The 14,429-nt window shown below is 59.0% G+C and carries 17 protein-coding genes; 4 read left to right on the top strand and 13 right to left on the bottom strand.

The window, feature by feature from the left end:
• Position 1 precedes the first annotated feature (1 nt).
• The 3 genes from artQ to artJ all read left to right on the top strand — a co-directional run bounded on the left by artQ (position 2) and on the right by artJ (position 2,302).
• Entirely contained in the window at positions 2–718 is a 717-nt protein-coding gene (gene artQ / locus KHQ24_RS05200; protein WP_004201339.1) for an arginine ABC transporter permease ArtQ, read from the top strand.
• Positions 718–1,386, top strand: coding sequence for an arginine ABC transporter permease ArtM (gene artM, locus KHQ24_RS05195; protein WP_004201338.1), 669 nt, complete (start codon positions 718–720; stop codon positions 1,384–1,386). The genes artQ and artM overlap by 1 nt, the downstream gene beginning before the upstream one ends.
• 184 nt (positions 1,387–1,570) lie before the next feature.
• Complete coding sequence (gene artJ, locus KHQ24_RS05190; RefSeq protein WP_004201336.1) at positions 1,571–2,302, top strand: arginine ABC transporter substrate-binding protein ArtJ; 732 nt, start codon at positions 1,571–1,573, stop codon at positions 2,300–2,302.
• An 83-nt stretch (positions 2,303–2,385) separates the two neighbouring features.
• On the opposite strand, the gene KHQ24_RS05185 is transcribed toward artJ, so the two are convergent.
• The 12 genes from KHQ24_RS05185 to KHQ24_RS05130 form a co-directional block, all read right to left on the bottom strand.
• Entirely contained in the window at positions 2,386–3,858 is a 1,473-nt protein-coding gene (locus KHQ24_RS05185; RefSeq protein WP_004201335.1) for a sensor histidine kinase, read from the bottom strand.
• On the bottom strand, positions 3,855–4,571 hold the full coding sequence (locus tag KHQ24_RS05180; RefSeq protein ID WP_004201334.1) for a response regulator transcription factor: 717 nt from the start codon (positions 4,569–4,571) through the stop codon (positions 3,855–3,857). The genes KHQ24_RS05185 and KHQ24_RS05180 overlap by 4 nt, the downstream gene beginning before the upstream one ends.
• Positions 4,572–4,649: 78 nt before the next feature.
• A complete protein-coding gene (gene rlmC, locus KHQ24_RS05175) occupies positions 4,650–5,777 on the bottom strand; it encodes a 23S rRNA (uracil(747)-C(5))-methyltransferase RlmC (protein ID WP_211777148.1) in 1,128 nt (375 codons plus the stop codon).
• 41 nt (positions 5,778–5,818) lie between these two features.
• A complete protein-coding gene (locus tag KHQ24_RS05170) occupies positions 5,819–6,307 on the bottom strand; it encodes a YbjO family protein (RefSeq protein WP_004201332.1) in 489 nt (162 codons plus the stop codon).
• 57 nt (positions 6,308–6,364) lie between these two features.
• Entirely contained in the window at positions 6,365–7,210 is an 846-nt protein-coding gene (potI, locus tag KHQ24_RS05165; RefSeq protein ID WP_002896372.1) for a putrescine ABC transporter permease PotI, read from the bottom strand.
• On the bottom strand, positions 7,207–8,160 hold the full coding sequence (potH, locus tag KHQ24_RS05160; RefSeq protein WP_004201331.1) for a putrescine ABC transporter permease PotH: 954 nt from the start codon (positions 8,158–8,160) through the stop codon (positions 7,207–7,209). The genes potI and potH overlap by 4 nt, the downstream gene beginning before the upstream one ends.
• 10 nt (positions 8,161–8,170) lie before the next feature.
• Positions 8,171–9,304 carry a putrescine ABC transporter ATP-binding subunit PotG gene (potG, locus tag KHQ24_RS05155; protein WP_048326271.1) on the bottom strand — a complete coding sequence of 378 codons (1,134 nt, stop codon included), beginning with the start codon at positions 9,302–9,304 and terminating at the stop codon, positions 8,171–8,173.
• A gap of 161 nt (positions 9,305–9,465) precedes the next feature.
• Positions 9,466–10,578, bottom strand: coding sequence for a spermidine/putrescine ABC transporter substrate-binding protein PotF (gene potF / locus KHQ24_RS05150; protein WP_004201329.1), 1,113 nt, complete (start codon positions 10,576–10,578; stop codon positions 9,466–9,468).
• Positions 10,579–10,926: 348 nt separating this feature from the next.
• A complete protein-coding gene (locus tag KHQ24_RS05145; RefSeq protein WP_017899416.1) occupies positions 10,927–11,406 on the bottom strand; it encodes a YbjN domain-containing protein in 480 nt (159 codons plus the stop codon).
• 88 nt (positions 11,407–11,494) lie between these two features.
• Positions 11,495–12,397: a 30S ribosomal protein S6--L-glutamate ligase gene (gene rimK / locus KHQ24_RS05140; protein ID WP_004201328.1), complete on the bottom strand. Its 903-nt coding sequence runs from the start codon at positions 12,395–12,397 to the stop codon at positions 11,495–11,497.
• Between the two features lie 114 nt (positions 12,398–12,511).
• Positions 12,512–13,234, bottom strand: a complete 723-nt coding sequence (nfsA, locus tag KHQ24_RS05135) for a nitroreductase NfsA (RefSeq protein ID WP_004201327.1) — start codon at positions 13,232–13,234, stop codon at positions 12,512–12,514.
• Positions 13,218–13,505 (bottom strand): YbjC family protein, encoded by a 288-nt coding sequence (locus KHQ24_RS05130; protein ID WP_065879024.1) that lies wholly within the window; start codon positions 13,503–13,505, stop codon positions 13,218–13,220. Before KHQ24_RS05130 ends, nfsA begins: the two co-directional genes overlap by 17 nt.
• A 202-nt stretch (positions 13,506–13,707) precedes the next feature.
• On the opposite strand from KHQ24_RS05130, the gene KHQ24_RS05125 reads away from it, so the two are divergent.
• Complete coding sequence (locus KHQ24_RS05125; RefSeq protein WP_002896352.1) at positions 13,708–13,971, top strand: GrxA family glutaredoxin; 264 nt, start codon at positions 13,708–13,710, stop codon at positions 13,969–13,971.
• Between the two features lie 6 nt (positions 13,972–13,977).
• Here KHQ24_RS05125 and ybjM read toward each other — a convergent pair whose 3' ends face one another.
• Positions 13,978–14,361 (bottom strand): inner membrane protein YbjM, encoded by a 384-nt coding sequence (gene ybjM, locus KHQ24_RS05120; protein ID WP_004201325.1) that lies wholly within the window; start codon positions 14,359–14,361, stop codon positions 13,978–13,980.
• Positions 14,362–14,429 lie beyond the last annotated feature (68 nt).

Here is a 14,429-nt window from a genome sequence, read left to right as displayed (position 1 = left end):
AATGAACGAAATTTTTCCATTAGCAAGCGCCGCCGGGATGACCGTCGGCCTTGCCGTTTGCGCGCTCGCCATCGGCCTCGTCCTGGCGATGCTCTTCGCGGTACTGGAGTCAGTGAAATGGCGCCCGGTAGCCTGGCTTGCAACCGGCATTGTGACCATCCTGCGCGGACTACCTGAAATTCTGGTGGTGCTGTTTATCTATTTTGGCTCGTCCCAGCTGCTGCTGACGCTCTCTGACGGTTTTACCATCCCGCTCGGGTTCATCCAGATCCCGGTGCAGATGCAGATTGAGAACTTTGACGTCAGTCCGTTCCTCTGCGGGGCGATCGCCTTGTCGCTGCTGTATGCCGCCTACGCCTCGCAAACGCTGCGCGGCGCGCTGAAAGCCGTTCCGCAGGGTCAGTGGGAGTCCGGCCAGGCGCTCGGGCTGTCGAAAGCGGCCATTTTCTTCCGCCTGGTGATGCCTCAGATGTGGCGCCATGCGCTGCCCGGTCTCGGCAACCAGTGGCTGGTGCTGCTAAAGGACACCGCGCTGGTGAGCCTTATCAGCGTCAACGATCTGATGCTGCAGACTAAAAGCATCGCCACCCGCACTCAGGAGCCCTTTAACTGGTATATCATTGCCGCGGCAATCTATCTCGTCATCACCCTGTTGAGTCAATACATCCTTAAGCGGATTGACCAGCGTGCGACGCGCTTCGAACGGAGACCAGGCTGATGCTCGACTACTTACCCGAACTGCTGAAAGGACTGCATACCAGCCTGACGCTGACCGTGGCGTCGATTATCGTGGCGCTGATCCTGTCGCTGATCTTTACCATTATCCTGACGCTGAAGACGCCGGGGCTGGTGTGGATAGTGCGCGGCTACATCACGCTGTTTACCGGTACGCCGCTGCTGGTGCAGATCTTCCTGATCTACTACGGCCCAGGACAGTTTCCTTCGCTACAGGAATATCCCTGGCTGTGGCACCTTATCTCCGAGCCGTGGCTGTGCGCCCTGATCGCCCTGTCGCTCAACAGCGCCGCCTATACCACCCAGCTGTTTTATGGCGCCATCCGGGCGATCCCCGACGGGCAATGGCAGTCGTGCAGCGCGCTGGGGATGAGTAAAAAGGATACCCTGGCGATCCTGCTGCCGTATGCCTTTAAGCGCGCGCTGTCGTCCTATTCCAACGAAGTGGTGCTGGTCTTTAAGAGTACCTCTCTGGCCTACACCATCACCCTGATGGAAGTGATGGGCCACGGCCAGCTGCTGTACGGACGGACCTACGACGTGATGGTGTTCGGCGCCGCCGGGATTATCTATCTCATCGTCAACGGGCTGCTGACGCTGCTGATGCGGCTGGTGGAGCGCAAAGCGCTAGCCTTCGAGCGGCGTAATTAGCGCCTGGCGTATTTTGCATAATAAGTGAACAACAAGACGGACAAGTCTAATACCTGTCCGTCTTTTTTTATATCAAATAAAATACTTAATCATTTTTATTGCATACAAATTCATTTAATGGCATTGTCACCCTATGCCGCAGACACGGCGAATAATCATAAGATTGACAGACGGGAGTTCCACGATGAAAAAGTTAGTTCTGGCTGCACTGCTCACCACGTTCACCTTCGGCGCCGCCGCCGCGGAGAAAATCAGCTTCGGCGTGTCCGCGACCTATCCGCCGTTTGAATCGATGGACGCTAATAACCAGATTGTCGGCTTTGATATCGATCTGGCCCATGCGCTGTGCAAACAAATGCAGGCAGAATGCACCTTTACCAACCACGCCTTTGACAGCCTGATCCCGGCGCTGAAGTTTAAGAAGTATGACGCGGTGATTTCCGGAATGGATATTACGCCGGAGCGCAGCAAGCAGGTCGCCTTCACCGACCCGTACTACGCCAACTCCGCGCTGGTGATCGCCAAAAAAGACGCATTCCACTCGTTCGATGATTTGAAAGGCAAACGGATCGGCATGGAAAACGGCACCACCCACCAGAAATATCTGCAGGATAAACATCCTGAGGTGAAGACCGTCGCCTATGACAGCTACCAGAACGCGATTATCGATCTGAAAAATGGCCGTATCGACGGCGTGTTCGGCGACACGGCGGTGGTCAACGAGTGGCTGAAAACCAACCCGCAGCTGGGGGCAGCCACGCCGAAAGTGACCGACCCGCAATACTTCGGCACCGGCCTTGGGATTGCCGTGCGCCCGGATAACAAGGCGCTGCTGGAGAAACTGAACGCGGCGCTGAAGGCGATTAAAGCCGACGGTACCTACCAGAAAATCAGCAACCAGTGGTTCCCGGAGTAACTTTTTTGCCGGGTGGCGCTGCGCTGACCCGGCCTACACTTTCCCCGTAGCCGGGTAAGGCGTAGCCGCCACCCGGCAATTTCTCAAAGTGGCACGAAGAACCTGAACCGCGCCCCGCTTACCGACTCCACCAGCCTGATCCCGCCCCCGTGCAGCTCCAGCATTCGTTTCACAATCAGCAGCCCTAACCCGCCGCGATCCTCCCGCGACGCCTGGGCAGACAACGCCGACGGCCGCTGGAACAGATCGTCGCGCAGCGCGGCATCGACGCCCGTTCCGTTGTCAGCCACTTCGACCTGGATCTGTTGATTCTCCTGCCAGACCGCCAGACGAATCTCCCCGCCGACGGGAGTATGCCGCATGGCGTTGTCGAGCAGATTGGTCACCACCCTCTCAATCATCGACACATCGGCGTTAACCAGCGGCAGCGGCCCCGGCACATCAATTTGCAGGTTCACCTCGCGCGTGCGGGCGGTTAATTCAAACTTCTGCGCCACGTCGGAAATCAGCTCCCCCATCGCGAAACGCTCGCGCTGCGGCTTAATGCCCCCGTGCTCCAGTCGCGCCAGCTCAAAGAGCTGCTGCGAAAGATGGCGCACTTTGTTGCCCTGGCGCAGGGCGATGGTGAGATACTGCCTGCGCTCCTCGGCGGTCAGCCGTTCGTCCTTCAGGGTCAGCGTTTCCAGATACCCCAGCAGCGAGGTGAGCGGCGTACGTAAATCGTGGGAAATATTGGCCACAAATTCGCGGCGCTGGCGGTCGCTGTCGGCCAGCCGATCCCACTGACCGGCTATCTGCCGGGCAAGGTCAATAAAGCGATTTTCGAGCACCGCCACCTCGTTACCGGGATGGGGCTCCGGCGTGCGGGCCGCCAGGGTTTTGATGGCACTGATGCTGTCCCGATCGTTCGCCGCCACCTGGGCGGTGAGCTGGCGGACCGGCCGGGTCACCCAGAACCATGCCAGGCCTCCCGCCAGCAGGCCAAACAGAGTCACCAGCAGCAGGGTCCACAGAACAATGCTCCACAGCGTTTTTTGCCAGGCGTCGGCCGCCAGCTGATTAAAGGTCTCCCCCTGCAAAATGATATACAGGTAACCGCGCAGCTGGCCGTCGACGCGCAGCGGGGCGGCGCTGAAGACTTTTCGCCCGTCAAGGCTGCGGGGATCGTCGCCATACACCGGCGACGTACTGCCGGTGAGAAAAACCTGCACCGGCGCCATGTCGATCCGCTGGCGTTGGATATGTCCCGGCGGCGCCGCATCGGCCAACAGGTCGCCATCCGGCGACAGCAGATAGAGCTCCACGCTGGGATTAAAGGTCATCAGACGGTCAAACAGCGACTTCAGGGTTTGCCGGTTGACCTCGCCGTGGGCGTCCAGCAGCGGTTCGCGGGCCACAATTTGCTGAGCCAGCCCGGCGGAGAGGCGCTGCACCATGGCGTTGCCATACTGCGCGCTGCTATGTAACTGAACGACGCACACCGCCGCCGCGCACAGTATCAGCAGGGAGACCACCACCAGCGCCAGCCGCTGGCTGAGGCTCAGGCGGCGGATCACGGGGCGGCCTCTTGCGTCACCGGGGCGAACTTATAGCCTTTGCCCCAGACGGTCAGAATGATGTCCGGCTCGGCCGGGTCACGTTCGATTTTGCTGCGCAGGCGGTTGATATGGGTATTGACCGTGTGCTCATAGCCCTCGTGCTGATATCCCCAGACCTGCTCCAGCAGCGCCAGCCGCGAAAACACCTCCCCGGGATGGCGGGCAAAGTAATACAGCAGCTCGAATTCGCGCGGCGTGAGGTCCACCAACTCGCCGCGCAGCCTCACTTCGCGAGACAGCGGGTCGATGCTCAGACCATGGCAGGACAGGCGCCCGGCGTCCATCAACAGGTTCTGCCCCATCGCCTCCTGGCGACGAAACAGCGCTTTAACGCGGGCGATAAGCTCCAGCAGCGAAAAGGGTTTCGCCAGATAGTCGTCGGCGCCCATCTCCAGGCCCAGCACGCGGTGCATTTCGCTGGTGCGAGCGCTGATGATGATCACCGGCAGATAGCGGGTCATCTGGCGGATACGCCGGCAGATCTCCAGGCCATCGACGCCGGGCAGCATCAAATCGAGGATCACCGCATCCCAGACCCGCGTTTCCAGCCGGGCGAGAGCCTGGCTGCCGTCGGCCTCATGCACAATCTGATAGCCCTCATCCTGAAGATTGAGCCGCAGCAGCGTGGCAATATCCTCATCATCTTCCACCAGCAGAATGGTTTTGGCCATTAGATTCCCCCCACCAATAACAAAACATGCTGCGTCAAGCTTACCCGATCTCTGCGACGCAAAGCCTTCACATTTTGTTTAAACTTCGCGGACCAGCAGGGTCAGCACTTCGTAGTGGGCGGTGTGGGGGAACATATCAAATAGCTGGACCCGCTCGACGCGATAGCCGCTAAGAAGAGCAATGTCGGTCGCCATGGTGCGGGCGTTACAGCTGGAATAGATAATATAGGGCGGCGCCATGCGGCTTAAATAGTCGCACAGTTCGGCGCCAATGCCGCGACGCGGCGGGTTGACCAGCACCAGCTGCGGGATATCCGCTTCATGCGTGGCGAACTGCGTGGAGTCCAGCGCCTGAAAATGCAGATTGCTGAGCCCCAGCTGCGCGGCAGACTGCCTGGCGGAGGCGATCGCCTCCGGGGCAATCTCTATACCGGTCAGGCGCATCGCCGGCGTCGCGCAGTGCAGGCCAAAACCCCCGACGCCGCAAAACAGATCCCACATATGCTGGACCGGCAGCGCGCGCACCCAGTCGCGGGCGGTGGCGTACAGCCGGCTGGCTACCGTCGGGTTAGTTTGAAAGAAGCTTTGCGGACGGATCCACAGCGGCACCTCATTAAAGACCTCCCCCAGCGCCTGCTGTTCAGTGAAGAAGATCTCCTGCTCGCCTTCCATAATAGCCATATGCACTGGCTGGATATTCGCCGTGATCACCTTAAGCTGCGGCAACTGTGCCTGTAACCAGGGCAGCGCGGCGCGCAGCTGGGCCAACTTGGCCTCTGAGCGCAGCACGAAGCGCAGCATCATCTCCCCTTGCTGGCTGGCGGTTAGCAGCAGATATTTCAGCTCCCCGCGCTTGCGCGCGACGTTGTAGGGGGTTAACCCGGCGCGGGCGATAAAGGGCTTCAGGACGGCAAATACCGGCGCAAACTCGGCGGGATAGAGCGGGCAGTCGGTGAGATCCACCGGGGTGCCGTCGCGGTGCAGCATCCCCAGCAGCGGACGCTCAACGCTGCCGCTGACCACCATTTTGGCCTTGTTACGGAATGCCGCCTCCGGCCCGCTGACCGGCTCGCCCCAGTCGGCGACAGGGATCGCTGCCAGCAGCGTGCGCAGGTCGGCCATTTTATCGGCGAGCTGTTGCGGAACCGACCGTTCCAGCCATTGACAGGAGCGGCAGCGGCCGGCGTCGTAGAGTGCGCAATGCATAATTGACCTTCAAAATTCCAGGGGCGGGGATTGTATCACCGTTATTGCAGGCGGAAAAACCGGCGGCAGTTCGCGGGCACAAACAGCAGCGTCAGGACCAGCAGATCCGGCAGTTTTTGCATCACCAGCGAGTGGAAGATCTCCCGTTTGGATTCGCCGGGAATGCTGAACAACTCCGGATACCCGTAGCCCAGCGACGCCGCCCACAGGTAGCCGGCGGCTATCATCTGCGTCAGCAGATAGACCCAGCGCGCCCAGTTGCGCCCTTTCACCAGCGAGAAGGCGCACCAGATTTCGATAAACACCAGCGCCAGGCTACCGAGGAAGACCAGCGTCAGGTTCCAGGTCTGGACGCTACGGTGTATGAATTCGTTCAGCCCCTGCAGGCCCAACAGATTGAGGATCATCAGCAGATCCAAACCGCGAATCAAAATAATCGCAAAGGCCGCCACCTGCACCAGCGCAGGGACGTTAAGGCGGGCATGCGATGAGCGAGTTTTCGTAAACAATCCCAACGTAATGTCTTCCATGAAAACGGCGCCACAGGGTGGCGCCGACCGGAGGCTGCTGTACCGATTTTAGGTGGTTCAGCCTTGTCTTGCACGCTGGATATCGCGCACTCGCTGCTTTTCTGCGCGGGCCATCAAATACCAGGCGATAAAACCAACAATACCGACCACGCCGAGGATGAGCGTCGCCAGAGCGTTGATCTCCGGGTTGACCCCCATGCGCACGCTGGAGAAGACCAGCATCGGCAAGGTCGTGGCCCCGGGACCGGAGACAAAGCTGGCGATCACCAGGTCATCCAGCGACAGCGTGAAGGCCAGCAGCCAGCCGGAGATCACCGCCGGCATAATCATCGGCAGCGTGATGACGAAGAAGACCTTCAGCGGCGCGGCGCCCAGATCCATCGCCGCCTCTTCGATCGAGTGGTCCAGCTCACGCAGGCGCGAGGAGATCACCACCGCCACGTAGGCGGTACAGAAGGTGACGTGCGCCAGCCAGATGGTCAACATCCCGCGATCCGACGGCCAGCCGATGGCGTGACCCAGCGCCACGAACAGCAGCAGCAGCGAGAGCCCGGTGATCACGTCCGGCATGACCAGCGGCGCGGTGATCATAAACGCGAAGCCGTTGGAGCCGCGAAAACGCCCAAAGCGCACCATCACCACCGCGGCGATGGTGCCCAGGATCGCCGCCGCCGTCGCCGCGCAGGCGGCGATAGTCAGGCTCAGCCCCACCGCGCTCATCATCGCGTCATCGTGGAACAGTTCGCTATACCAGCGCGTCGACCACCCGGCCCAGACCGTCACCAGCTTCGAGCTGTTGAACGAGTAGATCACCAGCATCAGCATCGGGGCATAAAGGAAGGTGAACCCGAGCACGAGGATCAGAATGCGCCACGGCGAGCGTACTACAGGCAAGTCGTTCATCCCTGCTCCCCCATCTGTTTTTGCTGGTGCTTGTGGAACCACATGATCGGCACAATCAGCAACAGCAGCATGACAATCGCCACCGCCGAGGCGACCGGCCAGTCGCGGTTGTTAAAGAACTCCTGCCACAGCACGCGGCCAATCATAATGCTGTCCGGCCCGCCCAGCAGCTCCGGGATCACGAACTCCCCCACCGCCGGGATAAACACCAGCATGGAGCCAGCGATAATCCCCCCTTTGGTGAGCGGAACGATCACCTGAAAGAAGGTCTTCAGGGGCCGGGCGCCGAGGTCCAGCGAGGCCTCCACCAACGAATAGTCGATGCGGGTCAGCGCGGTGTAGATAGGCAGCACCATAAACGGCAGATAGGCATAGACGATACCGATATAAACCGCCAGGTTGGTGTGCAGGATCTCCAGCGGCTGATCGATAACCCCTAGCCACAGCAGGAAGTTATTCAACACCCCGTTGCTCTTCAACAGCCCCATCCAGGCATAGACGCGGATCAAAAACGACGTCCACGACGGAAGGATCACCAGCAGCAGCAGAATATTGCGCGTCGATGGCTTGCTGTGCGCCACCGCCCAGGCCAGCGGATAGCCCAGCAGCAGGCAGCAGAGCGTCGAGATGCCCGCCACCTGCAGCGACTGCAGATAAGCCTCGAAATAGAGCGGATCGTCGGTCAGCTGCAGGAAGTTGGCAAAGTTAAGGGTCAGCGTCAGCTGACCATCCGCCCACTCCATCAGATCGGTGTAGGGAGGGATCGCCCGCGCCATCTCGGCAAGACTTATCTTGAACACGATCAGGAACGGCAGCATAAACAACAGGATCAGCCACAGATAGGGCAGCGCGATCACCAGCTTGCGGCCATGCGCCATCTGCAGGCGCGCCGCCCACAGCGCGAAGCCGCCCGGTTTTTTCGCCCCTGACGGGGATTCAACGGTACTCATCGCCCTCTCCTTACACCGTCAGTACAACGCAGCTGTCCGCATCCCAGCATAAACGCACCTCGTCACCCCAGGTGGGCGTCCCTTTCCGATGGCGGTGCTCATTCTGCAGCTGGGCGCTGATCATCTGCCCGCTTTGCAGGCGCACATGATAGATAGAGAGATCCCCCAGATAGGCGATATGAATCACCTCGCCGACGGCAAAATTGTAGCCATCCGCCGGCGGCTCATCGCACAGCATGATCTTCTCCGGACGCAGCGCCACCCATACCGGCACGTTGTCCACCACCGAGGCGTCGGGGTCAACCTTCAGCGGATGCATCAGGCCCGGCGAGCTCAGCACCAGGCCATCTTCGAGGCGCTCTTTCACCAGTCCTTCAAAGACGTTCACCGAGCCGATGAACTCGGCGCTGTAGCGGGTGGTCGGGTGTTCGTAAATCTCTTCCGGTTCGCCAATCTGCACAAACTTGCCGCGGTTCATGATGGCGATACGGCCCGCCATGGTCATGGCCTCTTCCTGATCGTGGGTCACCATCACGCAGGTCACGCCAACGCGCTCAAGAATATCCACCACCTCCAGCTGCATGCGATCGCGCAGCTTTTTATCCAGCGCCCCCATCGGTTCGTCGAGCAGCAGCAGCTTAGGTCGTTTCGCCAGACTGCGCGCCAGCGCGACACGCTGGCGCTGGCCGCCAGAGAGCTGGTGCGGCTTACGTTTAGCGAACTCCTGCATGTGCACCAGAGCCAGCATCTCCTGCACCCGGGCGGTGATTTCCGCCTTCGGCAGACGATCCTGTTTCAGGCCGAAGGCGATATTCTGCTCAACGGTCATATGGGGAAACAGGGCGTAGGACTGGAACATCATATTGATAGGCCGCTGATAGGGCGGCACGCGCGCCAGATCCACGCCGTCGAGCATAATCTGTCCGGCGGTCGGTTGCTCAAAGCCCGCCAGCATGCGCAGCAGGGTCGATTTCCCGCAGCCTGATGCGCCCAGCAGAGCAAAAATTTCGCCTTTGTAAATAGTGAGACTGACATCGTCGACAGCATGCTGGCCGTCAAACGACTTGGTTAAGTTACGGATTTCCAGCAGCGGGGTCAGCGCTTTGGGGGCTTTCGCCTGTGGGCGGGGCGTTACGTCGTTCAATCGGGTGCTCTCCGGCAAAAAAACGATCACCATATGGTCCGGTGCCATACTTCGTGCTTAACAGTGCATGTGCACCATCCTGGTGCTTCTGCTCGCCGGGCGCGCTGCCATTTCCCGGCGAGTGCCGTTCTGATTCGGCCCGCTTACCGGGCCGTCAGAGTTTATTTACCGCTCTTCACTTTGGTCCACGCGCGGGTACGCACGCGGTCGATCTTCGGATCCTGCACCTTCAGCGTGAACAGTTTGGCGAACACATCCGCTGGCGGATAAATCGCCGGGTTGTTACGGATAGTCTCGCTGACCAGCGGCGTGGAAGCCTTGTTGCCGTTGGCGTAGAACACCTGGTCGCTGATTTTGGCGATCACATCCGGGCGCATCAGATAGTTAAGGAACTGATAGGCCTCATCTTTATTTTTGGCGTCGGCCGGCATGGCAAAGACGTCAAAGAACGCCAGCGCGCCCTCTTTCGGAATAAAGTAAGAGACGTTGACGCCGTTCTTGGCCTCTTTCGCACGGTTTGCCGCCTGCCAGACGTCCCCTGCCCAGCCGATCGCCACGCAGATGTCGCCATTGGCGAGGTCGTTAATATATTGCGAAGAGTGGAAGTAGCGGATGTTCGGCCGCAGCTTCAGCAGCAGATCGGTAGCCGGACCGGTGTAATCATTCGCTTTGCTGCTGTTCGGATCCTTGCCAAGGTAGTTCAGCACAGTGGCGAAAATCTCTTCCGGCGCGTCGAGGAAGGAGACGCCACAGCTTTTCAGTTTTTCAAGGTTCTCCGGCTTCAGCACCAGATCCCAGCTGTCCACCGGCGCATCTTTGCCGAGGACGGCTTTCACTTTATCCACGTTATAGCCAATGCCCGTCGTCGCCCACAGGTAAGGCATAGCGTATTTATTATCCGGGTCATGCTTGGCGACCAGCTTCAGCACTTCGGGATCAAGGTTCTTCCAGTTGGGCAGCTTGCTCTTATCCAGCGGCTGGAACACCCCCGCCGCCAGCTGGCGCTCAAGGAAGCTTGCCGACGGCACCACCAGATCGAAACCGGTGCTGCCGGCCATTAATTTGCCTTCCAGCACTTCATTGGAATCAAAAACGTCATACACGACTTTAATCCCGGTCTCTTTTTCGAAATTGGCCACAGTGTCCGGCGCAATATAATCAGACCAGTTATAGACATGCAGGGTTTTTTGTTCGGCGGCGAGCGAACCGGCAGAGACGGCCATCAGCGCACCCGTAACCAGACCTGTTAACCATTTTTTACCAAAGGCGGTCATATCTCTTTTCCTTCTCAACGCCCGTTAACTTACGGGCTCAAATATACGCATTTCTACGCATGCAAAAATCATGCATATTTTTTCATTGCCTGAGAAAAGGAGAGCGGATCTCTCCCGGAGTGGTTGCTCGCAACTGGAAGCATCGCCAGAATAACTGTAGCCAGAATAAGAGGCTATAGCCCAGGTAAAAAAACGCCTTTTATCAAATTTTTATGCAGTAACGGTCTACGTGATAAGCCAAAACGGCCTGAATGGCGGTGAATAATGCTTTAAAGAAAGGTTAAATACAGAATAAAAGCGGGTAATACGCAGCCGCTGCGGTAGTGGCTGCGCTAATTTTAGGCAGGTTTAGTGAAGAAAATGGTATTGCACGTTTTCCGCGGCCGGCTCTTCTTCTTCGCCTTTGTACAGCAGCTGATTGGCGCCGGCTTCAAGGATCACCATCGAGATCTGCTCCTCGCTTTGGCGGAAGAACCAGGCGAACTGCTCCATAGTCACCCCAGGACCGATAGACAGCGACTGGCAGACCACCAGCTTGGGCAAATTATCGTCCTGAATGTCGATAAACGCCTTCACGGTTAACGAGCTGGCGTTGATGGCCGAGAGATCCGCTGACAGCGCCAACAGAGCAGTCGGCTTCACCTCCGCCAGGGCGGAAAAGAGCACCACGTTGTCCACCAGGTCAATTTTGGCATCAAAAATACCGTCGAAATTCTGCATATGCGGCAGGTGCAATGCCTGGCAGGAATCGCACTCAAAAAAGCTGATGCCGATCTCATCCAGCCAGCGACGTAGCGTATCCAGACCCGGAACGACCAGTGAATCCATAGTGCCTGTGACCTCTTACAGTGGAAAAACGACGCCATAGCTTACGCAAAAAAAGCGCCGCATACCATGACAGTCTTGCATCCGGCGGTTAGCCGCCTATTTTCAAACAGAATTCCGGTGTCGCCTGGCGCTCGATCCAGGCGATCATCCTGCTGGCGATGTCCACACCGGAGGTGGTTTCCACCCCTTCCAGCCCGGGCGAGGCATTTACCTCCATCACTAGCGGCCCGCGGGTGGCGCGTAAAATATCGACACCGGCGACGTCCAGCCCCAGGGTTTGCGTCGCCTTGATGGCGATGGCCCGCTCCTCGTCGCTAATCTGCGCCACCGAGGCCATGCCGCCGCGGTGCAGGTTAGAGCGAAAATCGCCCTCTTTCGCCCGCCGTTCGATCGCCGCCACCACCTCATTGCCGACCACCAGGCAGCGAATATCGCAGCCTTTTGCCTCGGCAATGTACTCCTGCACCAGGATGTGGGCGTTCAGCCCGCGAAAGGCGTCTATCACGCTCTCCGCCGCCTGACGGGTCTCCGCCAGCACCACGCCGATCCCCTGGGTGCCCTCCACCAGCTTCACCACCAGCGGCGCGCCGCCGACCATGGCGATCAGATCGCTGGTGTCATCGGGGGAGTGAGCGATGCCGGTCAGCGGCAGATCGATGCCCTGGCGCGCCAGCAGCTGCAGCGAGCGAAGCTTATCGCGAGCGCGGGTAATAGCGACCGATTCGTTCAGCGGATAGCTTCCCAGGAGCTCAAACTGTCGCAGGGCCGCGGTGCCATAGTAAGTGATCGCTGAGCCAATGCGCGGGATCACCGCATCAAAGTGCGGCAGCTGGCGACCTTTGTAGTGGATCGACGAGGCCACCGGACTGACGTTCATATAACAGGAAAGCGGATCGAGGATCTCGACCTGATGCCCGCGCTGTTGCGCCGCTTCGCGCAGGCGTCGACATGAATAAAGCGTTCCATCCCGGGATAATATGGCAATTTTCATCCTGCACCTCTGCAAAAAGACCCGCTCTGGCGGGCCTCAGCTATCGAACACATTTTCACCTTTCCTGCCGCCAGCGGTGGATACCGCCTGGCCGGAGCAGCAGTGTACACGTAATCAGCGCGTTGCCCACCCCTGCTTATGCAGATAGTCGAGAATAAACGGACGACTCTCTTTCACGATAGTGCGACGGATATGATCGCTCCAGGTATCGCGGCGGGCGTTGCTGCCGCGCGACAGATAATAGTGCGCCAACTGGTCGTCATACTCCGCCAGCAGCGCGTTATCCAGCGGCTGATAGCGGTTCTCATGCACCAGCATGGCGGCCGGCATCCGCGGCTTGATGTCCGGGTTATCCGCCGGCCAGCCAAGGCAAAGGCCGAACAGCGGCAGGACGTGCTTTGGCAGCTCCAGCAGCTCGGTCACCGCCTCGATGCTGTTGCGCAACCCGCCGATATAGACGCCGCCCAGCCCGAGGGACTCGGCGGCGGTCAGCGCGTTCTGCGCCAGCAGCGCCGTATCGACAACGCCGATCAGCAGCTGTTCCGCCAGCCCCAGCTCCGCCTGCGGGCAGATCTGCAGGTGGCGATTAAAGTCGGCGCAGAAGACCCAAAACTCCGCCGCCTGGGCGACATGCTGCTGGCCGCCGGTCAGCGGGACCAGACGTTCACGCAGGGCCGGGTCAGTAATACGAATGATGGAGGTGCACTGTAAAAAACTCGAGGTAGATGCCGCTTGCGCGCTGGCGATAATCGCCGCGCGCTGTTCGTCGCTCACGGGCGCATCGGTGAAGTGGCGGATAGAACGGTGGCTGCGCAGCAGCTCAATGGTCGGCGTCATTTCGTTTTTCTCTGTCAGACAAGGATTCAGGCTCAGGAGAGTGGGTTAACTGCGGGGCCACGATCTGCGCCATCCGCCACATCACGACGATGGCGGCAGGGATCATCAGCGCGATCCCGGCAAAGAGCATCACCAGCGCCGCGGTCGGGCTGGCAATGGGCGCAGGCAGCTGGACATACTGGTTAAGTGAGAGCCAGGCAAGGGTTAACAGCCCCATCCCGAGGATCTCAACCAGCAGAATGCTTTTCGGCATCGGGGCAAATTTTCGCATCACGCCTCTCCGGTTGATAAACGCAACGCGCCAGCCAATGCCGCCGCGCCGCCGGGTCAGTATACGGGTTTTGATAGTACGACATTTATCAAACATAGCCGTAAACCATCGAAGCAAAAGGCAAAACCTGCTTTCCCTCACCGACCAATGCAGGCATCATAAGCGCCATTCGCCATCCGGCTGAGGTTTAAGGAGAGAAGCAATGTTTACCGTTATTTTTGGTCGTCCAGGCTGCCCTTACTGTGTTCGCGCCAAAGAGCTGGCCGAAAAACTGACCAACGAGCGTGATGACTTTAACTACCGTTACGTGGATATTCACGCCGAAGGCATCAGCAAAGCTGACCTGGAAAAAACCGTCGGCAAACCGGTTGAAACCGTACCGCAGATTTTCGTCGACCAGAAACACATCGGCGGTTGCACCGATTTCGAAGCCTGGGCGAAAGAGAACCTTGGCCTGTTTGCCTGAGTAAATTTATTTGCTCGATGAATGACTGCGCCAGGTATCAAGCCAGGCGCAGATAAACAAAAAGCACAACGCCCCCAGCGCACACCAGAACACCGCGCTCAGTACCCACGCCATCTCCTGCCAGAACGTCCGGTGCGTGACGAAAAACAGCCGCATCGTCACCATACAGACCGGCGCCGCCAGCATCGCGCCGAGCAAAGGACGCAGCACCCGCCGACCGGGAGAGAGACAGCTCGCCGCCGCTCCTGGCAGCAAAAAGAAGAGCAGGCCCAGCTCCGGGTTGCCGCTGGCGCGAAAGGCCCCTTTCATATGTAACAACAACGATAAGCACACCACAATGAACAGAACGAAGCCACAGATAATGCCGGCCCAACTACGCTCAGATTTCACCGTATCCTCCTGATGTTGCCTCTAACTCACGTCCACGTCGCCCAGTCAGATAAAGCATTTCGGCAATC

The organism is Klebsiella sp. 54, from assembly GCF_018223875.1.
Classification (GTDB): Bacteria; Pseudomonadota; Gammaproteobacteria; order Enterobacterales; family Enterobacteriaceae; genus Klebsiella; species Klebsiella quasipneumoniae.
The sequence above is the reverse complement of the archived record's forward strand: the minus strand, read 5'-3'. Positions and strand labels throughout refer to the sequence as shown.

Coding starts and splice junctions, on each gene's coding strand:
- artQ (WP_004201339.1), top strand. CDS start 2: ATGAACGAAATTTTTCCATTAGCAAGCGCCGCCGGGATGACCGTCGGC.
- artM (WP_004201338.1), top strand. CDS start 718: ATGCTCGACTACTTACCCGAACTGCTGAAAGGACTGCATACCAGCCTG.
- artJ (WP_004201336.1), top strand. CDS start 1,571: ATGAAAAAGTTAGTTCTGGCTGCACTGCTCACCACGTTCACCTTCGGC.
- KHQ24_RS05180 (WP_004201334.1), bottom strand. CDS start 4,571: ATGGCCAAAACCATTCTGCTGGTGGAAGATGATGAGGATATTGCCACG.
- rlmC (WP_211777148.1), bottom strand. CDS start 5,777: ATGCATTGCGCACTCTACGACGCCGGCCGCTGCCGCTCCTGTCAATGG.
- KHQ24_RS05170 (WP_004201332.1), bottom strand. CDS start 6,307: ATGGAAGACATTACGTTGGGATTGTTTACGAAAACTCGCTCATCGCAT.
- potI (WP_002896372.1), bottom strand. CDS start 7,210: ATGAACGACTTGCCTGTAGTACGCTCGCCGTGGCGCATTCTGATCCTC.
- potH (WP_004201331.1), bottom strand. CDS start 8,160: ATGAGTACCGTTGAATCCCCGTCAGGGGCGAAAAAACCGGGCGGCTTC.
- potF (WP_004201329.1), bottom strand. CDS start 10,578: ATGACCGCCTTTGGTAAAAAATGGTTAACAGGTCTGGTTACGGGTGCG.
- KHQ24_RS05145 (WP_017899416.1), bottom strand. CDS start 11,406: ATGGATTCACTGGTCGTTCCGGGTCTGGATACGCTACGTCGCTGGCTG.
- rimK (WP_004201328.1), bottom strand. CDS start 12,397: ATGAAAATTGCCATATTATCCCGGGATGGAACGCTTTATTCATGTCGA.
- nfsA (WP_004201327.1), bottom strand. CDS start 13,234: ATGACGCCGACCATTGAGCTGCTGCGCAGCCACCGTTCTATCCGCCAC.
- KHQ24_RS05130 (WP_065879024.1), bottom strand. CDS start 13,505: ATGCGAAAATTTGCCCCGATGCCGAAAAGCATTCTGCTGGTTGAGATC.
- KHQ24_RS05125 (WP_002896352.1), top strand. CDS start 13,708: ATGTTTACCGTTATTTTTGGTCGTCCAGGCTGCCCTTACTGTGTTCGC.